24 protein-coding genes are annotated in these 23,103 nt (G+C 60.8%); 9 read left to right on the top strand and 15 right to left on the bottom strand.

Going from position 1 to position 23,103, the window contains the following annotated elements; translation table 11 throughout:
* Nucleotides 1-24: 24 nt before the first annotated feature.
* The 14 genes from CK910_RS10435 to glyA all read right to left on the bottom strand — a co-directional run bounded on the left by CK910_RS10435 (nucleotide 25) and on the right by glyA (nucleotide 13,531).
* A complete protein-coding gene (locus CK910_RS10435) occupies nucleotides 25-999 on the bottom strand; it encodes an ABC transporter permease (RefSeq protein ID WP_098982789.1) in 975 nt (324 codons plus the stop codon).
* A gap of 97 nt (nucleotides 1,000-1,096) precedes the next feature.
* Nucleotides 1,097-2,653, bottom strand: a complete 1,557-nt coding sequence (locus CK910_RS10430) for an ABC transporter substrate-binding protein (protein ID WP_098982787.1) — start codon at nucleotides 2,651-2,653, stop codon at nucleotides 1,097-1,099.
* 70 nt (nucleotides 2,654-2,723) lie between these two features.
* Complete coding sequence (locus tag CK910_RS10425) at nucleotides 2,724-4,448, bottom strand: dipeptide ABC transporter ATP-binding protein (protein ID WP_098982784.1); 1,725 nt, start codon at nucleotides 4,446-4,448, stop codon at nucleotides 2,724-2,726.
* A 512-nt stretch (nucleotides 4,449-4,960) separates the two neighbouring features.
* Entirely contained in the window at nucleotides 4,961-5,455 is a 495-nt protein-coding gene (locus tag CK910_RS10420; protein WP_043555036.1) for a phosphatidylglycerophosphatase A family protein, read from the bottom strand.
* Complete coding sequence (gene thiL / locus CK910_RS10415; protein WP_043140161.1) at nucleotides 5,452-6,411, bottom strand: thiamine-phosphate kinase; 960 nt, start codon at nucleotides 6,409-6,411, stop codon at nucleotides 5,452-5,454. Before thiL ends, CK910_RS10420 begins: the two co-directional genes overlap by 4 nt.
* A gap of 57 nt (nucleotides 6,412-6,468) precedes the next feature.
* Nucleotides 6,469-6,882: a transcription antitermination factor NusB gene (nusB, locus tag CK910_RS10410; RefSeq protein ID WP_042035824.1), complete on the bottom strand. Its 414-nt coding sequence runs from the start codon at nucleotides 6,880-6,882 to the stop codon at nucleotides 6,469-6,471.
* 14 nt (nucleotides 6,883-6,896) lie between these two features.
* On the bottom strand, nucleotides 6,897-7,367 hold the full coding sequence (gene ribH / locus CK910_RS10405; protein WP_042866640.1) for a 6,7-dimethyl-8-ribityllumazine synthase: 471 nt from the start codon (nucleotides 7,365-7,367) through the stop codon (nucleotides 6,897-6,899).
* Between the two features lie 131 nt (nucleotides 7,368-7,498).
* Nucleotides 7,499-8,608: a bifunctional 3,4-dihydroxy-2-butanone-4-phosphate synthase/GTP cyclohydrolase II gene (gene ribBA / locus CK910_RS10400; RefSeq protein WP_043140152.1), complete on the bottom strand. Its 1,110-nt coding sequence runs from the start codon at nucleotides 8,606-8,608 to the stop codon at nucleotides 7,499-7,501.
* 142 nt (nucleotides 8,609-8,750) lie between these two features.
* Nucleotides 8,751-9,404 (bottom strand): riboflavin synthase, encoded by a 654-nt coding sequence (locus CK910_RS10395; protein WP_098985058.1) that lies wholly within the window; start codon nucleotides 9,402-9,404, stop codon nucleotides 8,751-8,753.
* 55 nt (nucleotides 9,405-9,459) lie between these two features.
* Nucleotides 9,460-10,569 (bottom strand): bifunctional diaminohydroxyphosphoribosylaminopyrimidine deaminase/5-amino-6-(5-phosphoribosylamino)uracil reductase RibD, encoded by a 1,110-nt coding sequence (ribD, locus tag CK910_RS10390; RefSeq protein ID WP_043140151.1) that lies wholly within the window; start codon nucleotides 10,567-10,569, stop codon nucleotides 9,460-9,462.
* A 189-nt stretch (nucleotides 10,570-10,758) separates the two neighbouring features.
* On the bottom strand, nucleotides 10,759-11,208 hold the full coding sequence (gene nrdR, locus CK910_RS10385) for a transcriptional regulator NrdR (protein ID WP_042866644.1): 450 nt from the start codon (nucleotides 11,206-11,208) through the stop codon (nucleotides 10,759-10,761).
* Nucleotides 11,209-11,342: 134 nt separating this feature from the next.
* Nucleotides 11,343-11,675, bottom strand: a complete 333-nt coding sequence (locus tag CK910_RS10380) for an NIPSNAP family protein (RefSeq protein ID WP_098982781.1) — start codon at nucleotides 11,673-11,675, stop codon at nucleotides 11,343-11,345.
* Nucleotides 11,676-11,740: 65 nt separating this feature from the next.
* Entirely contained in the window at nucleotides 11,741-12,169 is a 429-nt protein-coding gene (locus tag CK910_RS10375) for a hypothetical protein (RefSeq protein ID WP_098982779.1), read from the bottom strand.
* Between the two features lie 108 nt (nucleotides 12,170-12,277).
* A complete protein-coding gene (gene glyA, locus CK910_RS10370; protein WP_098982776.1) occupies nucleotides 12,278-13,531 on the bottom strand; it encodes a serine hydroxymethyltransferase in 1,254 nt (417 codons plus the stop codon).
* Between the two features lie 350 nt (nucleotides 13,532-13,881).
* Between glyA and CK910_RS23700 the strand changes: the two genes are divergently transcribed.
* The 8 genes from CK910_RS23700 (at nucleotide 13,882) to CK910_RS10330 (ending at nucleotide 20,514) form a co-directional block, all read left to right on the top strand.
* A complete protein-coding gene (locus tag CK910_RS23700; protein ID WP_157774609.1) occupies nucleotides 13,882-14,112 on the top strand; it encodes a hypothetical protein in 231 nt (76 codons plus the stop codon).
* Entirely contained in the window at nucleotides 14,102-14,389 is a 288-nt protein-coding gene (locus CK910_RS10360; protein WP_098982770.1) for a hypothetical protein, read from the top strand. Before CK910_RS23700 ends, CK910_RS10360 begins: the two co-directional genes overlap by 11 nt.
* 26 nt (nucleotides 14,390-14,415) lie before the next feature.
* A complete protein-coding gene (locus tag CK910_RS10355; protein ID WP_098982768.1) occupies nucleotides 14,416-14,820 on the top strand; it encodes a GFA family protein in 405 nt (134 codons plus the stop codon).
* A gap of 148 nt (nucleotides 14,821-14,968) precedes the next feature.
* Nucleotides 14,969-15,613: a molecular chaperone TorD gene (gene torD / locus CK910_RS10350; protein WP_098982765.1), complete on the top strand. Its 645-nt coding sequence runs from the start codon at nucleotides 14,969-14,971 to the stop codon at nucleotides 15,611-15,613.
* Nucleotides 15,614-15,617: 4 nt separating this feature from the next.
* Nucleotides 15,618-15,986 (top strand): hypothetical protein, encoded by a 369-nt coding sequence (locus CK910_RS10345; protein WP_098982762.1) that lies wholly within the window; start codon nucleotides 15,618-15,620, stop codon nucleotides 15,984-15,986.
* Between the two features lie 169 nt (nucleotides 15,987-16,155).
* Entirely contained in the window at nucleotides 16,156-17,295 is a 1,140-nt protein-coding gene (locus CK910_RS10340) for a hypothetical protein (protein WP_043555023.1), read from the top strand.
* On the top strand, nucleotides 17,285-17,923 hold the full coding sequence (locus tag CK910_RS10335) for a hypothetical protein (protein WP_098982759.1): 639 nt from the start codon (nucleotides 17,285-17,287) through the stop codon (nucleotides 17,921-17,923). Before CK910_RS10340 ends, CK910_RS10335 begins: the two co-directional genes overlap by 11 nt.
* A gap of 140 nt (nucleotides 17,924-18,063) precedes the next feature.
* Nucleotides 18,064-20,514 carry a sensor domain-containing protein gene (locus CK910_RS10330; protein WP_098982756.1) on the top strand — a complete coding sequence of 817 codons (2,451 nt, stop codon included), beginning with the start codon at nucleotides 18,064-18,066 and terminating at the stop codon, nucleotides 20,512-20,514.
* A gap of 40 nt (nucleotides 20,515-20,554) precedes the next feature.
* On the opposite strand, the gene CK910_RS10325 is transcribed toward CK910_RS10330, so the two are convergent.
* Entirely contained in the window at nucleotides 20,555-20,854 is a 300-nt protein-coding gene (locus CK910_RS10325; RefSeq protein WP_098982754.1) for a hypothetical protein, read from the bottom strand.
* A gap of 168 nt (nucleotides 20,855-21,022) precedes the next feature.
* Here CK910_RS10325 and acs point away from each other — a divergent pair, with 168 nt between their 5' ends.
* Nucleotides 21,023-22,969 (top strand): acetate--CoA ligase, encoded by a 1,947-nt coding sequence (gene acs / locus CK910_RS10320; RefSeq protein ID WP_098982751.1) that lies wholly within the window; start codon nucleotides 21,023-21,025, stop codon nucleotides 22,967-22,969.
* The last annotated feature ends 134 nt before the right edge of the window (nucleotides 22,970-23,103 follow it).

The following is a 23,103-nucleotide window of genomic DNA, read 5'->3' as shown; positions in this document are numbered from 1 at the left end:
CACAGTCACAGCGTTAGTCATGTGTTACCCCTTGGCAGTCAGGTTGACGGTCGGGTTGATGAACCCGTAGAGCAGGTCGACCAGGGTATTGGTCACCACGAAGATCAGGCCGACGAAGATGACGTAGGCGGTGATCAGCGGGGTATCGACCCTGTGGATCGCCTCGAGGAACAGGAAGCCGGTCCCCGGCCACTGGAACACGCTCTCGGTCAAGATGGTGTAGGCAACCATGGTGCCGATCTGCACGCCGCCGACGGTAATGACCGGCAGCATGGTGTTTTTGAGGGCGTGCTGGTAGTAGACCTTGTTGTTGTCCAGCCCCTTGGCACGGGCGAACTTGACGTATTCGGAGGAGAGCTGCTCCAGCATCTCGGAGCGCACCAGCCGGATGAACAGCGGCAGCATGATGGAGGAGAGCGACACCGCCGGCAGGATCAAGTGCTTGATGCCATCCCAGGTGAAGAAGCCCGACTCCCAGCCCAGCAGGTTAAGGGTCTCGCCACGGCCATAGGCCGGCAGCCAGCCGAGCTGGATGGAGAACAGATACATCAGCATGATCGCCGTCAGGAAGACAGGGATCGAGATGCCGATGCTGCTCACCGCCATGATGAGTTTGGTCAGGAAGCTGCGTGGCCTTATCGCCGAGTAAACCCCCAGCGGAATGGAGACGGCGACGATGATCAGTGCAGCGGCAAAGACCAGCTCAAGGGTAGCCACCAGCTTGTCGAGTATCACCTCGAGAGCGGGTCGCTTGAAGAAGTAGGAGGTGCCCAGATCCCCTTGCACTGCATTTTGCAAGAAGCGGCTGTATTTCACCAAAAAGGGATCGTTAAGGCCCATCTTTTCGCGCAACTCATGGCGCACGGACTCGGAGGCGGATTGTCCCACCAGCTCGCGCAGCGGATCCCCCAGGTTGTCCTGGATGGAGAAGGCGACCAGGCTGATGACGAACATCACTATCACGGCCTGATAGAACCGTTTCAGCAGGAATGTAAACATGCTTGTCCTTCTACGTGGCCTGTGTCTTGGCACAGGCTTCTGTTAATGGCGGGGGCAGCCATGGCCGCCCCCGCCAGGTCCTTCTTTACGACCCTGCTTACTTGTTGACCACCAGGTCACCCAGGTAAGGGAAGTTCATCACGTTGACCACTGGCTTGATGTCGACGTTTTTCTTGGCGCCATAGGCTAGGTCTTCCCAGTGCAACGGCACATAGGCAGCGTCGTCGATCAGCATGGCTTCCACCTTCTGCAGGATGGCGGCACGCTTGGCCGGATCGGTTTCGGCGTTGGCATCCATCACCAGCTTGTCAGCCTCTGCGTTGGCATAACCGCCGCAGTTGTACTGACCCATGCCGGTCTTGGCATCCTTGGTGAAGGTCAGGAACTCGAAGAAGTTCGCACTGTCTTCGGTGTCTGAGTGCCAGCCGATCAGCTGCATGTCTGCCGCACACTTGTCAAACTCGGGCCAGTACTGGGCCACCGGCATGGTCTTCAGATCGACCTTGATGTTGATCTTGGACAGCATGGCGGAGACAGCCTGGGCAATCTTGACGTCGTTGACGTAGCGGGCAGCCGGGGAGATGAAGCTCATCTTGAAGCCCTGCTCGAAACCGGCTTCCTTCATCAGCTGCTTGGCCTTGGCCAGATCATACTGGGGCTTGAGCGCCTCGTTGTGACCGGCATAGCCTTTCGGGCTCAGCTGGCCGGCCGGAGTGCCGAAGCCTTTGTTGATCTTGTCGACTATGCCGACTTCGTTGATGGCCAGGTTGATCGCCTGACGCACGCGCTTGTCTTTCAGCGCCGGGTTGGTGTTCTGGTTCAGCTCTATGATAATGGCGCGGGTACCGGACAGGGTCACCAGTTGGGAATCCTTGCCATTCTTCACGCGCTCCAGATCGTTCGGAGCAACCGGGTAGATCATGTCCACGTCACCACCCAGCAGGGCGGCCACACGGGTGGCATCTTCCTTGATCGGTACCACGGTCAGGTTCTGAACGTTGCCCTTGGAAGCCTTGTCCCAGTAGTTGGCGTTGCGCACGTATTCCAGCTTGACGCCCTGCTCGCGGAACTTGACGCTGAACGGACCGGTACCGGAAACATGGGTGGAGGCATAGGAGCTGCCGTTCTTGACGATCTCGGCCTTGTCTTTGCCAGCTTCATCCTTGCCGGTGTAGAACTTGGAGTCCATCGGGAAGATATAGGTAACGGTCTGCAGCACCAGCGGGAACGGCTTGGCGGTGATCAGATCGACGGTCAGATCATCGACCTTCTTCACTTCGGCAATGGGGTCGAAGATGGCCTTGAAGTCGGGAGAGGCCTTCAGGCGGTTGACGGTCCACACCACGTCGTCGGCGGTGAAGTCGTTGCCGGAGTGGAACTTGACGCCCTTGCGCAGGTGGAAACGCACCGTCTTGTCGTCGATACGTTCAAACTTCTCGGCCAGACGCGGCTCGAACTTCAGATCCTGGGTGTAACGCATCAGGGGATCGAACACCAGGTGAGACATCTCCAGGGTCTGACCGGAGAGCTGCTCCTGCGGATCCAGCGAGGTGGCGTCGGAGGCGACGGCCACAGTAATGTCGGCGGCAGAGACGTTAAACGCGAGACCCGCGGCGAACAGCGCCATGGCAATCTTGGATAATCCTTTCTTCATGTCTTTCTCCATGCTTTTGGCTTTTTATTGACACTTTTTGTGACAAGCAGACCGGCGAGCCGGCTCTTTCCTAGCTTGCGATTTCCAGCCCCTCGCGGGACATTCCCTTGAACTCCGGCATCAGCGAGATCAGCTTGCGGCTGTACTCATGCTCGGCATTGGTAAACAGTTTTTCGGTCTCGGCCACTTCCACCAGATGACCGTGCTGCATCACGCCGATGCGATCGCACATCTGGCGGATCACCGGCAGATCGTGGCTGATGAACAGCATGGTCAGCCCAAGCTCCTGCTGCAGATCCTTGAGCAGGTTGAGGATCTGGGCCTGTACCGACACATCCAGCGCCGAGGTGGGCTCGTCGCAGATGAGGAAGCGCGGCCGGGTCGCCAGAGCACGGGCGATGGAGATGCGTTGACGCTGACCGCCAGAGAACTCGTGGGGATACTTGACCCCGGCACCACGGCCGAGCCCCACGTGATCGAGCAGATCGTTGACTATGCCCTCGATCTGGCTCTCGCTGCCTGCCAGCCTGTGGAAGCGGATGGGCTCGGCGATGATGTCACGCACCTTCATGCGCGGGTTCATCGAGGAGTAGGGGTTCTGGAACACCATCTGCATCTGGCGGCGCAGCGGACGGCGCTCGTGCTCCCCTTTCAGAGCCGTCAGATCGATCCCCTCGAAGAAGATCTTGCCGGTATCGGGCGGATAGAGGCCTGTAATGGCACGGGCTATGGTGGATTTGCCGGAACCCGACTCCCCCACCAGACCGAAGGTTTCCCCTTCGAAGATCTCGAAGCTGATGTTGTTGCAGGCGCGCACATACTGGCGGCGGCTCGGGAAGATGGAGTCCTTGGTGACGAACCTCAGATCCACGTTCTCCACCCGCAGCAGGGCCCCCTCGTAGGTGCGCTCATCCTGACTCTGGCCGAGCCAGTGGGTCTTGAGATCGATATTGGTATCAGGCGCACTGGCATCCTCGATATAGGAAACCAGCGGGAAGCGCACCAGCTTGACGTCCGAGCGGGGCACAGCCGAGATGAGACTGCGGGTATAAGGGTGAGTGGGGCGACCCAGCACCTGTTCGGTGGTACCGAACTCCACCAGATCGCCGCGATACATGACCGCCACCTTGTCGGTAACGTTGGAGACCACCCCCATGTCGTGGGTCACCAGCATGCAGCCCACCTGGCGCTCTTTGCAGAGGTTGCGGATGAGCTGGAGGATCTGATCCTGAATGGAGACGTCGAGGGCCGTGGTCGGCTCATCGGCGATGATGAGCTCGGGATCGCACGACAGCGCGATGGCGATGACCACCCGCTGACGCATGCCGCCGGAAAACTGATGCGGATACTGCTTGATGCGCAGCTCGGGCTGCGGGATCCCGACCGCGCCCATCAGCTCGAGCGCCTTGGCAAAGGCGGCATCGTGAGAGAGCTTGGTATTGGCAAGAATGGTCTCCACCAGTTGCTGTTCTACGGTGAACAGCGGATTGAGGGAGGTCATGGGATCCTGGAAGATGAAACCGATGCGGGAACCACGGATGGCCCGCATCTCGTTCTGGCTCTTGCCGGAGATGAGTTCGCCGTTGAGATAGATGTCACCACGGGCGATGCGGCCCGGCGGGCTCAGCAGATCGATGACGGCATTGCCTATGGTGGATTTACCGGCGCCAGATTCGCCCACCACACCGACGATCTCCCCTTTTTCGACACACAAAGAGAGATCTTTGACCGCGGCCAGCACCCCATAGCGGGAGGGGTACTCGATCCGCAAGTTTTTCACTTCGAGCAAGGACATGTTTACCTCTGCGGGGGACATCCGTCCCAAATAATTCGTCCGTAAATCGGCCGCAGATGCCGGTTGTGCCTTGAGTACTGATCTTGAGTGCTTTTCTGAGTAATAAACGCTCAATCCATGAGGCAGCGAAACCAGCGATCCGGGCGGGTTTTTTTGCATTTTTTTGGAATAACCCGCGAGTAACTTAGACGGTTTGACCGCGAGTGTAAATGATCGGGTTATACAATTTCGCAATACTTTGCTCAGTCAGTGGCCATTGCAGTAGTCATAAATGATGACTTGTGTCACATAACCAGACTATATGACCACCATCAAGATTTTTTAGTGCTTTTACTTTCAACAAAGACGCAACAGGCGGGAATAATCACTATTGGCACAATAGCATTAAGCTTCGAATGAGTAGTGAATATTTATGTGAAATGATTTTTTAACGGCAGCATATGCCGATGAATGAAAACTAAACAGAGCTATATAGGGGGATGCCAGGCTGGCGATCCCCCTTGCGGGGAGATTCACCCCAGCCAGTATGCCAGCAATTGCATACAAAACAGGGCGAACAGGCCGGCGATGAGATCGTCCAGCATGATGCCGAGTCCGCCGTGAATGCGGCGATCAAACCAGGAGATGGGCCAGGGCTTGAACACATCAAACAGCCGGAACAGCACGAAACCGGCCAGCACCCACTGCCAACCGGCTGGCGCCGCTATCATGGTCACGCCAAAACCTATCACCTCGTCCCAGACGATGGCACCATGATCCGGCATGCCGATGGCATCGGTGGCACTCTGGCAGATGCGAATGCCCGCCACGAACCCCACCGCCAGCAGGGCGATGAACCAGGGCGTCGGCAGACCGCTCACCAGCAGATAGAGCGGAATGGCGACCAGCGTCCCCATGGTGCCCGGCGCCCTGGGGGAGAGACCGGAGCCAAACCCCACCGCCAGCAAGTGCAGCGGGTGCTTCAGGTTCAGTCGTGTCAGCTCGGGCTTTATCCTGAACAAGCTCATGCGAAGTGATCCCACCCTTTCAGTTGCAGTTCAACCACTTGCTCGCCTCTCAGGTAGTCGATGCCCACCTCGCCCGCTACGATGCGGCCGATGCGGGTGAACTTGACGCCACAGTTGGCCAGCGCCGTATCCAGCGCGCCGCGATACTCCTCCGGCACGGTGAAACAGAGCTCGTAGTCATCGCCACCGGCCAGCGCCAGCTGCCAGGCATCCTGCTCGGGCACCGCATCCTGCAGCACGGGCGAGAGGGGCAGCAGGCCGAGATCTATTTGCGCCCGCACCCCGGAGGCCTTGAGGATGTGGCCAAGATCCGAGGAAAGCCCGTCGGAGAGATCCAGCGCACTGCTCGCCAGCCCGCGCAGGGCCTGCCCTGCCAGAATGCGGGGATGGGGATGATCGAGCCGTGGCAGCACGGCGGCCAGCTGGTTCTCGTTGAGGCTGCGCTTGCCGAGCAGATGGGAGAGCGCCAGGGCGGCATCCCCCAGGGTGCCGGTGACATAGATGCCGTCGCCGGCCTTGGCACCGCTGCGCATCAGGGCACGACCGGCGGGGACGGATCCCTTCACCGAGACTGTGATGGAGAGCGGGCCGCGGGTCATGTCCCCACCCACCAGCGCCACGTTGTAGTATTCGGCCAGTTCGAGAAAGCCTTCGGCAAAGCCGGCGACCCAGGGTTCGTTGATGGCAGGCAGCGTCAGTGCCAGCGACACCCAGCGCGGCTCGGCGCCCATGGCGGCAAGGTCGGACAAATTGACCGCCAGCGCCTTGTAGCCGAGATCCACCGGATCCATGTCGGGGAAGAAGTGGACGCCGCTCACCAGGGTATCCGTGCTCACCGCCAGCTGAGTATCGGCAGGCAGGGTCAGCAGGGCGCAGTCATCTCCAGGGCCCATCACCACGTCCTTGCGGGCGTGGGGGACCTTGAAGTACTTATCAATCAGCTCAAATTCACCCATACAGTAAAAAGCCAGCGGTTAGGCTGGCTCCTCTCTTAATGCTGACGGACAGCAGGATCAACGCTTGGCCAGCGTCTTGATCACCTTGTCCAGTACACCGTTGACAAACTTGTGGCTGTCATCGGCAGCAAAGGCCTTGGCCAACTCGATCGCTTCGTTGATCACCACGCGCGGCGGCACATCATCACGACGGGTCAGCTCATAGGTCGCCAGACGCAGGATCGCCTTGTCCACCATGTCCACTTCTTCCAGCGGACGGGAGAGGAAAGGGGAAAACACCTTGTCCAGCTCGTTGCAGTGGAGGGCTACCCCGAACAGCAGATCGCGGAAATAGTTCAGGTCCACACCCTTGGTGTCCTGATCTATCTTGAACTGCTCTTCGATGTCGCCCACGTTGGCCCTGGTCATCTGCCACTGGTAGATGGCCTGGGTGGCGCAATGGCGGGCTTTACGGCGCTCGGACGGTTTCAATGTACTTCTCCTCGTTACACGTCCAGCTGTTTCAGGACGTTGATCATTTCGAGCGCGCTCAGTGCAGCCTCTGCACCCTTGTTACCCGCCTTGGTACCGGCGCGCTCGATGGCTTGTTCGATGTTTTCTGTGGTCAGTACGCCGAAGGCAACCGGAATTTCATATTCCATCATTACCTGGGCCAAGCCCTTGCCGTTCTCGCTCGCCACCAGCTCGAAGTGGTAAGTGCCACCACGGATGACGGTGCCCAGCGCGACTATGGCGTCGTATTGACCACTCTTGGCCAGCTTCTTGGCTGCCAGGGGGATTTCGACGGCGCCCGGCACGCGCACCAGGGTCAGATTGCTGTCCTGGATCTGGCCTTGACGCTTCAGCACGTCCACAGCACCGTCCACCAGGCTTTCGTTGATGAAGCTGTTGAAACGGGCAACGACAATAGCAACGCGCGCCTCAGGAGCGGCGATATTTCCTTCGATAACCTTCATTGGAAATCCTGTATCTGTGCAATCAAAAGGGGCCGGAGTCAAAAGTGCGCACATTCTAGCACAACAGACCCACGACAAAAACCATGGCCGCAACGGGCGGCCATGATCTCAATGTCATTCGGACGACGCGCTTATTCGCCGACGTATTCCACCACTTCCAGGCCGAAGCCACCGAGGGCGTGATACTTCTTGGGGGAGCTCAACAGCCGCATCTTGCCGACCCCCAGCGTCTTGAGGATCTGGGAGCCCACGCCGACCCGGCGCGAGGTGCCCTGCCACTTGGCCCCTTCCGGTTGCAGCCCCTTGTCGGCAGCTTCAAAGCCCTTGACCCTGGCCAGCAGCTCCTCGCCGTGGGCCTCGGCCCCCAGGATCACCAGCACGCCACCTTCCTGGGCGATGCGGGCCATGGATTTGGGCAACGGCCAGCTGCGGGCGGCGTGACGGTCGGTCAACAGCAGATCGCTCAGCACGTCGTGCAGATGGACCCGCACCAGGGTCGGCTGCTCGGCCTGTACTTCGCCTTTCTTCAGAGCAAAGTGCACCTGGTTGTCTATGGTGTCGCGGAAGGTGATGAGGTCGAACTCGCCGTATTCGGTAGGCAGCTTGCACTCGGCCACTTTCTCGACCGTGGTCTCGTGCTGGTTGCGGTATTCGATAAGGTCGGCAATGGTGCCAAGCTTGATGCCGTGCTGCTCGGCGAAGATCTCCAAGTCAGGACGGCGCGCCATGGTGCCATCCTCGTTGAGGATCTCGACGATGACGGAGGCCGCCTCGTAACCGGCCAGCCGGGCCAGATCGCAGCCCGCTTCGGTGTGACCGGCACGGGTCAGCACGCCGCCATCCTGTGCCATCAGCGGGAATATGTGGCCCGGCTGCACCAGATCGGCGGCCTTGGCATTGGGCGCCACCGCAGCCTGTACCGTAACAGCGCGATCGGCAGCCGAGATGCCTGTGGTCACCCCTTCGGCCGCTTCTATGGTGACGGTGAAGGCGGTGGAGAACTGGGCATTGTTGCGATCAACCATCAGCGGCAGCGCCAGTTGCTTGCAGCGATCCCGGGTCAGGGTCAGGCAGATGAGACCACGGCCATAGCGGGCCATGAAGTTGATATCCTCCGGGCGGACACAGGAGGCGGCCATGATGAGGTCCCCTTCGTTCTCCCTGTCTTCGTCATCCATCAGGATCACCATCTTGCCAGCCTTGATATCGGCAATGATTTCCTGGGTTGTGCTCAGCGCCATGGGTTACTCCATCAACATGCTTCGGGGATTGAGCCTGCCGGCTCGACTTGATACGGGATTATTCTGCTCTAGATGGGGGCACAAGGCCCCATTTCAATCGGAGCGGGATCACAGAAAAGCGTTTTTCCCGCGGCATCGGTCGTTACAGGAAGCCGGACTGGGCCAGCTTTTCCAGCGTCAGGGTCGATGACGAGCTGTCATGGGCCTTGCCTTGCATCAGTCGCTCCAGATAGCGGGCTATCTGATCCACCTCGAGATTCACGCTATGGCCCGGTTTCCAGCGCGCTATGGTGGTCTCCTGCGCCGTGTGGGGCACTATGGTCAGGCGGAACAAGTCCCCCTGCACGGCGTTGACCGTCAGGCTGATGCCGTCCACCGCGATCGAGCCCTTCTCCGCTATGTAGCGGGAGAGCGACCCTGGTGCCTTGATCCAGTATTCGATGGCGCGGCCGCTGCTGGACTTGCTCTTCACCTCCCCCACCCCGTCCACATGACCGGAGACCAGATGGCCGCCCAAGCGGGAGCTGGGCATCAGCGCCTTCTCCAGATTGACGGGATCGCCCACCTTGGCCGTGGCAAAGCCGGTGCACGACAGGGTCTCCAGCGACACATCGGCGCTGTAGCGCTGGTCGCCAAGGCCAATCACAGTCAGGCAGACACCGTTGGTGGCGATGGAGTCACCCAGTTTGACGTCACTCAAATCCAGGGTCGGGGCCTGGACGGTGAGAACCATGTCTTCACCCTGGCGACGCAGCTCGGCCAGGGTGCCCACAGCTTCGATAATTCCGGTAAACATGCAGATCACCTTGCTGATGACGGGGCCGGGCAGGCCCCAGATAAACATTGAAAAATCAGGCTATTTTCGCCGTGATGCGAATGTCCTGCCCCACCAGCCGCACATCCTTGATGTTGAGCTTGGGTGCCTGGAACAGCCGGGTGAGTTCGGGCAGATGGAACAGGCCACGCCCCTCATCCCCCATCAGTCTGGGCGCCTGGTAGAGCACCAGCTCATCCACCAGCCCCTTGTTCAGCAGGGCGCCACACAGCCGCGGCCCCGCCTCCACCAGCACCGAGTTGATGTGCTGCTTGGCCAACAGCATGAAGAGGCTGACCAGATCCAGCTTGCCATCCAGCAGCGGCAGCTCCAGTTGCTGCACCCAGGCCGGCCAGTCGCCGGCCGCCTTGTGACGGGCCAGCAAGACAGGGCCTGTGCTCTGGAACAGGGGCAGGTCCGGGGTGAGCCGGTTTTGCGAGTCGACTATGACCCGCAGCGGCTGGCGCAACGTCTCTTTGGGGTAGCTGGCCTTGACCGAGGGGGGCAGCTCGTCCCAGCGCACGGTCAGGGAAGCGCCATCGGCCAGCACGGTTTCGGCGCTGGAGAGCACGGCGTCGTGACGGGCCCGCAGTCGCTGCACATCGGCACGGGCCAGGGGACCCGTTATCCACTGGCTCTCGCCGCTTGCCATGGCGGTGCGGCCATCCAGGCTGGCGCCGAGCTTGACCGTCACCTGTGGGAAAGCGGTGCGCATCCGCTTGAAGAAGCCCGGATTGAGTGCCTCGGCCTCGGCGCTGAGCAGGCCGAAGTCGGTCTTGATGCCGGCCTCAGACAACATGCGCAGCCCGCGTCCACCCACCTCGGGGTTGGGATCGACCATGGCGGCCACCACCCGGGTCACCCCGGCCTTGATCAGCGCCTCGGCGCAGGGCGGGGTACGGCCATAGTGGGAACAGGGCTCCAGGGTCACGTAAGCGGTGGCGCCACGGGCTTGTTCACCGGCGGCATGCAGGGCATAGACCTCGGCATGGGGCTCGCCGGCACGCTTGTGCCACCCCTCACCGACCACCACGCCGGCTTTCACCAGCACGGCACCGACGCAGGGGTTGGGTGCCGTGGTATAGCGGCCGCGGCGGGCCAGTTCGAGGGCCCGACTCATCCATTGGTAATCATCTTGACTAAACATCTGAGCTCCCGTTCAAAGCGAGAAAATGGGCGTTGCAGGTTCGATTAGCGCAGCGTGATCGGACGTTGAGAAAGCTTGTTTCTCCAACTTCGTAATCTCTTCGCCGCTTCTTGCCATAAACAAGGCGAATATCTTCGACGCTGCGATAGGTGGAAACGAAGCGGATATCAGCTTGCCCACCCGACAACGTTACTTCTCCAGCTTGGCGATCTCTTCGCCAAATTCACGAATGTCTTCGAAGCTGCGATAGACGGAGGCAAAGCGGATATAGGCGACCTTGTCCAGACCCTTGAGCTCATCCATCACCAGGTTGCCCACCAGCTGGGAGGCGACTTCGCGCTCACCTGTGGCCCGCAGGCGGGACTTGATGTGATTGACCCCCTTCTCGATGGCCTCCATGCTCACCGGCCGCTTCTCCAGTGCCCGCAGTATGCCGGCACGCAGCTTGTCTTCGTTGAAGGGTTCACGGGAGCCGTTGGACTTGATGACGCGGGGCATCACCAGCTCGGCCATCTCGAAGGTAGTGAAGCGCTCGTGACAGAGCAGACACTCACGACGGCGGCGCACCTGATGGCCTTCTGCCACCAGACGGGAATCGATCACCTTGGTATCAACGGCACTACAGAAAGGGCAATGCATCTGACCTCCGGCGTTAACTGAAAAGGCACCTGCCCCGCGGGGTCAGGATCTTGGTCGGCCAGTGTAGCACGGCCATCCAAAGCCGGTAAAAGCCCAGAAAAACAATATGTCACCGCAGCTGCACCTTGGCCATCTCAGCCAGTGCGCAGCGCCTCTATGGCCTCGCCTGGCAACCAGAGCACAGTATTTGCATCCCCCTCGATCAGCGCAACGATGGCCTCTCTCGGGCCTGTTTGCCAGGCCTCGGTCCCATAGAATGCCGCCTGGGAGCGGTTCAGATGCTCAAGGTCATCGTAGGCCCGCATCAGAAAATAGGCGTCCGGATCATGCAAGGAGGGGCCATGGCTCACCACATCCATCCCCCAGGCAAGGTGCAAGGGCAGGCTCTGCTCGGTAACCAGCCGATGAAAAGCCGCACGGCTCCCGGCCTTGAGCCGATAGCTCCGGATCTCCAGCACTCGCTTCATCACGCTTTCTCCTGCTAAAAATGGTGTAAAAAAGCCCGTATGGCGCCACTCGATCGACCAGAGGCTCAATCGTCATAGGACAAGGCGTCAGGGTCGCAATCCACATGGTCGGGCGCCGGGTCTTGCTCGAACTGCACCGCATCGATATGGGTATGGCCCTGCATCAGCGCCTTGCTCACCCTGTGCATGCCATCCATGACCCGGCCCGCACTGTCCAGAATGATGGGATAGGCGAGCTCGGCGGCCAGCATCAGCTGACAGTGCTCGACTATGCTGCGCACCGTGGGCCGGATGTTCCCATGCCCGTACCAGTGATCCCTATCGAGCTCCACGATCTGCGAGAGCGGCACAGCTTGCACCGGCAGCCCGCGGCTCAGCCGCACCAGACGGCGCACATCCCATGCCAGCAGGCCCCCGGGGCTATCGCGAAAATGGTACTGGGCACGGATGGCAGAGATGAGTTCCTCATCACTGATCGCGGTCTGATTTGGCATGGTGCCTCCTCTGTCGGTCGAATGAGTACAGCCCTATGGCAAGGCCGGAGCAGAAACAACAATGCCACCCTGGGGTGGCATTGTTTTTATACCAGAGTCTCTGGCGTATCAGGCATAAACCGGGAAACGACGGCAGATATCCAGTACCTGCTCGCGCACTGTGGCCAGCACGGCATCGTTGTCATGGTTGTCCAGCACGTCGCAGATCCAGTTGGTCAGCTGGATGGACTCGGCTTCCTTGAAACCACGGCGGGTGATGGCCGGAGTACCGATCCGCACACCCGAGGTGACGAACGGGGAGCGCGGGTCGTTCGGCACCGAGTTTTTGTTGACCGTGACGTTGGCCTTGCCAAGGGCGGCATCGGCTTCTTTACCGGTCAGCTCGCGGCCGATCAGGTCAACCAGCATCAGATGGTTGTCGGTACCGCCGGAGACGATCTTGTAACCGCGCTCGATGAAGGTGGCCGCCATGGCCTTGGCGTTTTTCACTACCTGAGCCTGATAGGTCTTGAACTCGGGCTCAAGCGCTTCCTTGAACGCCACGGCTTTACCGGCGATGACGTGCATCAGCGGGCCGCCCTGGCCGCCCGGGAAGACGGCGGAGTTCAGCTTCTTGTAGAGCTCTTCGTCGTCGGCGGCGGAGAGGATCAGGCCACCACGGGGACCGGCCAGGGTCTTGTGGGTGGTGGAGGTAACCACGTGGGCGTGGGGCACCGGGTTCGGGTAGACGCCAGCGGCAATCAGACCGGCCACGTGCGCCATGTCGACGAACAGCCAGGCACCGATCTTGTTGGCGATTTCGCGCATGCGCGCCCAGTCAACCACACCTGAGTAGGCGGAGAAGCCACCTATCATCATCTTCGGCTTGTGCTCGACCGCCAGACGTTCCATCTCGTCATAGTCGATCTTGCCGGACTCATCGATACCGTAAGGAATGATGTTGTACAGCTTGCCGGAGAAGTTGACCGGGGAGCCGTGGGTCAGGTGACCACCGTGGGCCAGGTTCATGCCCAGCACGGTATCGCCCGGCTGCAGCAGGGCCATGTAGACGGCGCTGTTGGCCTGGGAGCCGGAGTGCGGCTGCACGTTGGCATAGGTGGCACCAAACAGTTCCTTGGCGCGCTCGATGGCCAGGGTTTCGACCACGTCGACGTACTCGCAACCACCGTAGTAGCGCTTGGCCGGATAGCCTTCGGCGTACTTGTTGGTCAGCTGGGAGCCCTGGGCTTCCATGACGCGGGGGCTGGTGTAGTTCTCAGACGCGATCAGCTCGATATGCTCTTCCTGACGACGGGTCTCGTCTGTGATGGCCTGCCACAGCTGGGGATCATAGCCTGCGATGGTCATGTCACGTTTCAACATCCGTTTCTCTCCTGAAAATCGTTTGCGCGTTAGGTGAAGTGGGCAGCGGCATTGTAACGTGAGCGAGATCAAAGAGACAGTCCAACCACCCAAAAAAATGTTTAAAAAATGTAAAATGTGTCGCAAATATCCAAGCCAGCGTTAGTTGTCCAGTCTCCCGAGAGGGTGCCGGTCAAGGCCCTCTTTCCCATGCATCCTTCCCTGCTGTTCACTCCTCCACAGCGCAGCAAGCCGCCGCAAGCACAGCCAACAAACAGCAAAAACCAGAGCCGGATCATGGATATAGCGTTTACTAACAGATAACATCTTTGCGGGGCACAGTGGTTGCCCAGCCAAGATGGAGGCTAAAAATGCCGAGCAAGGCCCTCACCCTGCTCCCGATGGATCTGGATCTGCACCTTCCCCTGGCGCTCACCCTCCGCCAGCACACCAGCCAACCCTGGGTGGGTGGCGACGACCGCCTGACTGAGCCGCCCAGCCGCCGCCGGCCGCCCCATTGCAACGCCATGTTCCCGACCCACCTCCGCCTCTCTCTTCCTTCTCTGCACCAGTGCTACACGGGAGTACGCCATGATGGATAACCTGATGCTTTTTCTGATCATATCGGTATTCTCTGTTTTCTATTGGGTCTACTATACCGGCAGTCGCAAGAGCCCCTTTGCCCACCAGTGGGAGGCCTTGCCCACCCGGGAGCAGTATCTGGCCGCCCATCCGGAGGCCGTCGATGGCGATATCATCTTCTGCATCCATTGCGGCCATCATGAGCAACTGGATGTCGGCCTGCTGCATCAGACCGACTTCCGGCGCCAGCATATCTGCACCCGTTGCAAGCAGGCGCTCTACCGCGAAGAGCGCTGAATCATCATCAGCCAAGGAACCGCAAGATGAAACAATTGACCGCCAGCTGCCTGTGTGGCGCCGTGGCCCTGAGCCTGCCCGACCGGTTCGACTACCTGGGCAACTGCCACTGCTCCGAGTGCCGCAAGTTCTCCGGTGCCGATTACGCCCCGGTCGGCGGACTGGACGGTGACAAGGTCACTGTCACCCGTGGTGAAGAGGCCATCAGCCGCTTTCAGAAATCCCCCGAGACCCGCCTCGCCTTCTGCCGCCACTGCGGCTCCTGCCTGTTCAGCGAGAAGCGCAGCAGCGGCAAGCTGAACCTGCGCCTCGGCATCCTCAACGAGGCGCCGACCCAGCGACCCGGCTTCCACATCTTCGTCGGATCCAAGGCCCCCTGGCACGAGATCTGTGATGCACTGCCGCAGTTCGAGACCCGCCCCACCCCCTGACGTCGTCGCCGACATGCCCTGAAAACGTCGCCTCCGGCGGCGTTTTTGCTGGCCTGTTCGGTGAATTGTCACCTATGGGTTAACTTTTCTGCCAAAGCCGTTAGAATCGGGCTCACTCTGTTTCCCGCTTGCCATCCACGGAGGAAAAATGCAGGAATTTCTGGCCACTAGCGAACGTCGGGCCGAACTGTACTGGTGGTTTGCCACCCTGTTTAGCGCCCAGCTCAGCGATGAACAGATCGCCGAATACGACAGCTACGATGTGCGAAGCTTCCTGAAGAGCCTCTCCACGCTGGATCCCATGCGCCCGGCCGTCGCCGAGCTCAACGAGGCCATCGCCCGTCTGCTGGTACGCCCGGATCGGGCCCGGGCCCTGGCGGCCGATTTCAAGGCGCTGTTTCTGGCCGACCCGGCCGTTCAGCCTTATGAATCTGCCCATCTGACGGCCACATCTCTGGTGCGCATGCAGCAACGGCTGGCACGGCTCGCCATCGACGTCAGCGCCAAGTACCCGCAGCCGGTCGATCATCTGGGAGTCGAGCTGGATCTGATGGGCAATCTCATCATACGCGCCGCCGAAGCCACCAGTACCGATCAGCGTGAGCTGTGGCTCGGCGAGCAGGAAGAGTTGCTGCACACTCATCTGCTGGTCTGGTTCCCCCATTTCGAGGCCGCCTGCCGCGCCGCCGATCCATTCGGCTTCTATGGCGCCAGCGCCCGCCTGCTGGGGGTATTCCTCACCATGGATGCCAACTACCTCAGCCTGGTCAAACCGGCCCCTTCCGCCGACTGAGTCGATGAAAACCGCCCTGTTGCTGATCGCCTGCTGGCTGCTGACCCTGATCCCGCAGGATCAGGGTCTGACGCCGCTCTTCAGCCTGCTGTTCCATCCGGACAGAGACTTGTATGGTACGGCACAGCTCACCGGCTTTGGCGGCATATTGCTGACCCTCTACCTCGCCAACCTGGGGGTGGAGGTGGTGCTGCGCCGCCGCTTTCAGATAGCCGGCATGCTCACCCTGCTGGTCGCCTGGATAGGTTTTATCAATGCCAGCGGCAGCGAGGCCCACTGGCTCTTGTTACTTGCCCTCTCCCTGCCCTTTCAGGTGCTCGGCCTGCTGGTGCTGGTGCGCGGCATTCAGGCATTCGGCCGCCAAAAGGGCTGAAAAAGCACCAAAAGTATTACAAATCATGACAGCCGGATCCGCAGATCCCCCGTTATCGCGGGGCTGATGCAACCACAGCTGGTAACATCCGCTTACATTCAGCTCCCATTCAGTTTTGTTGCAACCGTTATAGTGCCGCTCCTTTTCCCACCGATACAGGAGCAACCCCATGCCTCCACAGGACGCACGCATCACGGGTCTCGACCTGTTGCGAGGGCTCGTCATCTTCATGGCCGTCTTCGAACACTACACCGGCTACCTCAACTACTGGTACATCGACTTCTTCACCCGGGAACAGGCCCTGTGGGACAGCTTCTATCTGTCGCACAAGGCCATGGCCGGCCATCTGCTGCCCATGGATCACACCACGGCCCAGGTCTCGGCCTGGCTCATTCCCTGGGTGAGCCAGATCTACCTGGCCCTGGCGGCCTTCAACCTGAGCCGTCGCGATCAGGCCAGCTTCAGACCGCAGCTGGGCGGCAAGCTGGTGCTGTTTGCCAGCATCATTCTGGTGCTCTATGTCGAAGGACTGGTCATAGCCCCCAACTTCGGCGAGGCCATCTCTTTCTATCCGGTCATGCTGTGGATGTGCCTGCTGGCGCTCTTCTCGCTGGTCTACGCCTGGTTCGGCATTCGCGGCATGCTGCTGCTGACCCTGCTCAGCCTGCTGCTGGATCAACTCGGCGTGCAGACCCTGCTCGGCCACATCGACGGCTGGATGAAGCTGCATGTGCACCCCGACTATGAGCTGGATGCCCGCCTCGATCTCTTCATGGCCAGCGGCTGCTTCGGCTTCCTGTATGGCTGGTGCTGGCATCAGCGTCCCCAATGGCGGGATCGCCTCAACGGCCTGGTGCTCACCCTCTCCCTCATAGCCCTCGCCGTTTACCTGGTGTTTGGCGAGAGCAGTTCGGTCGAACTCAACGACATCTACGCCAACGAGCATGAGCTGGCGATGGACATGACGGGCCGCGCCGGGATCTGGGGCATGGAGTTTCTGGTGATCGGGGTCGTGCTCTGGCTGCATCAGCGCAACATCCGCCTGTGCTGGCGCCCGCTCAACTGGATTGGCATGTATTCGCTGACCGTCTTCATCTTCCACAAGAGCATCTTCGTGCACCTGTGGGGCCCCTTGCTGCTGTGGTGGACTGCGCGCCAGGGCACCATATTGCCCAACAGCTTCGGCCTCATCATGGCACTCAGCGCCACCAGCGTGCTGCTCATCTACGCCTTCCAGCGCTCCGGCATCATCTGCCATCTGATGGGCATGCATCAGGACAGAGACTGGGTGCGGCTCTATGGCAAGTAGTCATCGCTGGCTGCTGCTGGCCCTTGCCCTGGCGTTGCCCCTGTCAGCCAAGGAGCCGGACAACCAGTGGCAAGTGGGCGGCCAGTGGCAGCTTGGCAGCAATCAGGCGGGGGTCAGCGCCGACGCCAGCATGCAGTTCTGGCTCGCCTACGAGCGGGAAACCCAGGTCGGCCTGCTCTTCGCCGATGGCCAGAGCGCCGGGCTGGCCTTGCCGCTATATAAAAAGAGCTTCTTTGCGGTCGGCGTCGCTCCCATGCAGGTGGTCGATCGCACTCGCTTCAGCGCGCTCTGGCGCCTCGGCTGGCAGCTGGACGAGGATCATCAGCTGACCCTGGGCCAGCTCTATGATGTCACCGGCCGCTATGGCCAAATCTGGTATATGGAGCACAGCCTGCCGCTGCCGGCAGCCCTCTCCCTCAACCTCTGGCTGACCCGGGGCAGTCAGGCGCACATGGCAGCCTATGATGCCGATGCGGGTTGGCGGGACTGGGGGCTCACGCTGGAGCGCAGCTGGGCCTGGCAGCAGTGGCGACTTGGCACCGAGCTCGGGGCCAAGCAGTGGCTGATCAAGGAGCACGACTGGCAGCCTGTGGCGTACCTGACCCTGAGCTATCGCTTCAGCTGGTAGCGCCCCCCTTTGACAAGCCAACCCCTGAACGAGTCAGGCACCAGATAGGGGGCAAATGCAGCCCCCTCTCTTCCCTCCAAAGCGCTTCATGCCATACTGACAACACCTTAAATGACAATAAAGTCAATTCAGGAGCCGTCATGCGTGAAGAGACATCCGAATCCATGCCTGATCCGCCGATACCGGGTCAGCTGAATCCAAACGAGCTGCAGCAACTGTTCGAGCTGGCGCCGTTTGGCATAGGCGTGTTCGACCGCCAATTTCGCTGCCGCAGCGTCAATCAGACCCTCGCCGATATCAACGGCCTCTCCCGGGAGGATCACTACGGCAAATACCTGCGTGAGATAGTGCCGACGCTGGCGCCTGTGCTGGAACCCCTGTTCCAGCAGATCATCAGCAGCGGCGTCCCCCAGGTGGAGCTGAGCCTGAGCGGCCAGACGGCGGCGCATCAGGGCCAGCAACGACACTGGCAGGCCATTTACAGCCCCATGCGGGATGAGCAGGGCACGCCTGACGGCATCCTGACCATAGTGCGGGATGTGACCGAACAGATCGAGGCGCAGCAACGGCTGCAACTGGCCATGAGCGCCGGCCGGGTCGGGGTCTGGGAGTGGCACGTGGCAGAGGATCGGCTGCAATTTGATGGCCAGGTCGAGCGCCTGCTCGGCACGCAAGCCAATCAGTTTCAGGGGGGAATGGATCAGTTCATCAAGCGCTTCGACCCGGTATCGGGGGAGCAGCTCAGATCGGCACTCAAGGGCACAGCCCCCCTTCATCTGACCCTGAGCTACCTGGGGCCCGATCAGGTGCGGGGCTGGGTCGATCTCCACGCCGATCACGTGGCGGCCACCGACAGTCTGGGGCGTCGCATCATGGGGGTACTCCACGATGCGACCGATCGCTGCATTCAGGAGGACCGGCTGCGCCAGGCCAATGTGGTATTCGAAACCACGGCCGAGGGCATCATCATCATGGATGGCCAGCGCCAGATCATCTCGGTCAATCCGGCCTTCTGCAACATGACCCAATATGAAGCGGACGAGATAGTGGGCAAGTCACCGGAATCCATCATGCATCCGCGCCGCCATACCGACATCGACTACCCCTGGCATACCCTGCTGCCCGGCAGCCATGCCTGGCACGGGGAGATGATGTGCCTGCGCAAGGATGGCGGCTACTTCACCTCCTGGCAGCACGTCAGCGCCGTCTACGACAGTCGCCACAACACCACCCACTACGTGATCGCCTTCTCCGACATCAGCGCCATCCGCAAGGCCGAGGCACAGCTCAATCACCTCGCCTATCACGATCCCCTGACCGAGCTCGGCAACCGCAACCTGCTGCAGGAGCGGCTCGAACTGGAGCTCAAGACAGCCCAGCTCAACCGGCAGCGGCTCGCCCTGCTGTTCATCGACCTGGACGGCTTCAAGCTGATCAATGACAACCTGGGCCACAGGGCGGGGGATCAGCTGCTCAAGCTGCTGGCCGAACGCATCCGCCTCTGCCTGCGTCACAACGATGTGGCCACCCGGCTCGGTGGGGATGAATTCCTGGTGCTGATCCCCTATTTCGAGCAGCCACAAGAGCTGGAGCTGCTCGCCGAACAGCTGCTGGCCCGCCTGCGCGAGCCGGTCGAGCTGGCGCACGAGCAGGTTGCCGTCTCCGCCAGCATAGGCATAGCCCTCTACCCGGAACACGCCCAGAACCCGGATGCCCTGGTCAGCGCCGCCGACAACGCCATGTACGAGGCCAAGAGTCAGGGCCGCAACGGCTATCTGTTCTACACCCCCGGCATGGCCGAGCAGATCCGTGAGCGCATGAGCATGGAGCAGGGGCTGATCAAGGCCATAGAGCAGCATCAGCTCTGCATCCTGTACCAGCCCATGACGGATCTGACCAGCAACCGCCTGAGCGGGCTGGAGGCCCTGCTGCGCTGGCAGCATCCCGACGAGGGCATGATAGCCCCCGCCCGCTTCATCCCGGTGGCCGAGGAGTGCGGTCTGATAGAGCAGATTGGGGAGTGGGTGATGCGCACCGCCTGTCAGCAAGGGCAGACGTGGCTGGCGGCCGGGCTGTCGGTGCCACGGCTCTCGGTCAATGTCTCGGTGCGGGAGATGCGATCCCTTGGCTATGTGGAGCGGGTCGCCGCCATTCTGGCGGAGACAGGTTTCCCGCCTGAGCGGCTGGAGATAGAGGTCACCGAGAGCATCATACAGCGGGTCGATCAGAGCCTTTTGCTGTTCACCCGCCTGAAGGCGCTGGGAGTGCAGATCGCCATCGACGACTTCGGGACCGGCTTCTCATCCCTGAGCCTGCTGAAAAGCCTGCCCATCGATCGCATCAAGATAGACCGCACCTTCGTGCAGGCCCTGCCGGATGACAAGCACAGCCGGGAGCTGTGCCGCACCATCATCAACCTGGCCGACAGCCTGAACATGGCGGTCACCGCCGAGGGGATAGAAACCCAGGCTCAGCGCCAGTTTTTGCAATCCCTGCACTGCCAGGAGGGACAGGGCTATCTGTTCAGCCACCCCTTGACCGAACCCCATCTGGCGGCGCAGCTGGCTCCCCAGAAGGGAGTCTGGTGTTGAAACGGGCGTGGCAGCAACCGCTCGATGGCAGATGAACAACTCACTCGCTGAACATCAATCGGGCACCCCATCCCTCACTCTGCCCCTGGGGTGAGTCTGCCAGCAGCGAATTCTGTGGATAGGGCGACTTTTTCTCTTCGAGGGTGACGGACACCGGCGGTTTGCGGGCCAGAAATGCACTCCCCATCTGCTCGGCGACACGCTCCCGCACCGCCGGCGAGCCCGTCTGTTCGCGGGTCACGGCAAACTCTTTAGGCTGGGGAGCCGCCAGTGCGGCGTCATCGGCAAGCGGGGGGGCATCGAACTGCCAGAGGGAGGTGCAAAGAAGCAAGGACAGCATGGCTATCTCCATCGATAAAACCGATGTTTTTACTCAATCACGGATGAATTGTCACTCATGGCGCTGTAAGCGGATGTTTCCATCTATCCAAAAGTCTAATTGCCCTCCCTCGCCAAAGGTATAAGTTGTTATCTAATCATTACGGGAATGTATTCAAAGGAGTGACAGATGAGCGAGAGCAAGGTCTACCCGGTCAAGGCCCACATCAGCAAGGGCGCCCTGTTGAACAAGGCAGGCTATGAGGCCATGTACCAGGCCTCGGTGCAGGATCCGGATGCCTTCTGGGGCGAGCAGGGAAAAATCCTCGACTGGATCAAGCCCTATACCAAGGTCAAGAACACCTCATACGACCCGGGCCACGTCTCCATCAAGTGGTATGAAGATGGTCTGCTCAACGTCTCGGCCAACTGCCTGGATCGCCATCTGGCACAGCGCGGTGACAAGGTCGCCATCATCTGGGAAGGGGACAACCCGGCCGAGGATCGCAAGCTGACCTACCGCGAGCTGCACGCCGAGGTGTGCAAGTTTGCCAACGTATTGAAAGCACAAGGTGTGCATCGGGGTGACGTGGTCTGCCTCTACATGCCCATGGTGCCGGAGGCGGCCATCGCCATGCTGGCCTGTACCCGCATCGGCGCCGTGCACAGCATAGTCTTCGGCGGCTTCTCACCGGAGGCCCTGGCCGGTCGCATCATAGACTCCGGCTCCTCCATCGTCATCACGGCCGACGAGGGGCTCCGCGGCGGCCGCCCTGTCCCGCTCAAGAAGAACGTGGATGAAGCGCTCACCAACCCGGATACCCAGGTCAGCAAGGTGATAGTGCTCAAGCGCACCGGCGGCAAGGTCGCCTGGCACGGCCACAGGGATATCTGGTGGCACGAAGCCATCACGACCGTCAGTGCCGACTGCCCGCCCGAGGCCATGGGTGCCGAGGATCCCCTGTTCGTCCTCTACACCTCGGGTTCCACCGGCAAGCCCAAGGGCGTGCTGCACACCACGGGTGGCTATCTGGTCTATGCCACCCTCACCTTCAAGTACATCTTCGACTACCACGAGGAGGACATCTACTGGTGTACCGCCGACGTGGGCTGGGTCACGGGTCACTCCTATCTGGTCTACGGGCCGCTCGCCAACGGCGCCACCACCATCATGTTCGAAGGGGTGCCCAACTACCCGGCCACCAACCGCATGAGCCAGGTGGTGGACAAGCACCAGGTCAGCATCCTCTACACGGCGCCGACCGCGATCCGCGCCCTGATGGCCAAGGGCCGTGATGCGGTCGAGGGCACCTCGCGCTCGAGCCTGCGCATCATGGGTTCCGTGGGTGAGCCCATCAACCCGGAAGCCTGGGAGTGGTACTACCGCACCATAGGCGAGGAGCGCTGCCCCATAGTCGATACCTGGTGGCAGACCGAGACCGGCGGCATCCTCATCAGCCCGCTGCCCGGCGTCACCGATCTCAAGCCAGGCTCGGCCACCCGTCCCTTCTTCGGCGTGCAGCCGGCGCTGGTGGACAACATGGGCGAGCCGCTGGAGGGGGCCACCGAGGGCAACCTGGTGATCACCGACTCCTGGCCGGGTCAGATGCGCACCGTGTTCGGCGATCACGAGCGCTTCGAGCAGACCTACTTCTCCACCTTCCCGGGCCGCTACTTCACCGGCGACGGCGCCCGTCGCGACGAGGATGGTTACTACTGGATCACCGGGCGGGTGGATGATGTACTGAACGTCTCGGGCCACCGCATGGGCACAGCCGAAATTGAATCTGCGCTGGTCTCCCATCCCAAGGTTGCCGAAGCGGCCGTGGTGGGGGTGCCCCACGAGATCAAGGGCCAGGGCATCTACGCCTATGTCACCCTGATCGCCGGGGAAGAGCCGAGCCGCGAGCTGCATAAAGAGGTGAAGGAGTGGGTTCGCAAGGAGATTGGTGCCATCGCCACCCCGGATGTGATCCACTGGGCCGAGGGGCTGCCCAAGACCCGTTCCGGCAAGATCATGCGCCGTATATTGCGCAAGATTGCCACCGGCGAGACCGACAGTCTGGGGGATATCTCCACCCTGGCGGATCCGGGCGTAGTCGACAAGCTCATTCGCGAGAAGTCCGAAGCGGCCTGATCCCGCCCCTTATCCACCTCCAAAGCCGGCCCAGTGCCGGCTTTGTCGTCTCTGCTACTGAGCAATTGAACAGCGAACCGACAAGCTCAAAAAACAGACAGATGTAGAGATTAGACCAGTAAAATGCTGCTAAT

The sequence above is a fragment of the Aeromonas sp. CA23 genome (assembly GCF_002587065.1).
Taxonomy (GTDB): Bacteria; Pseudomonadota; Gammaproteobacteria; order Enterobacterales; family Aeromonadaceae; genus Aeromonas; species Aeromonas bestiarum.
This window is presented reverse-complemented; position numbering and strand designations above follow the sequence as displayed.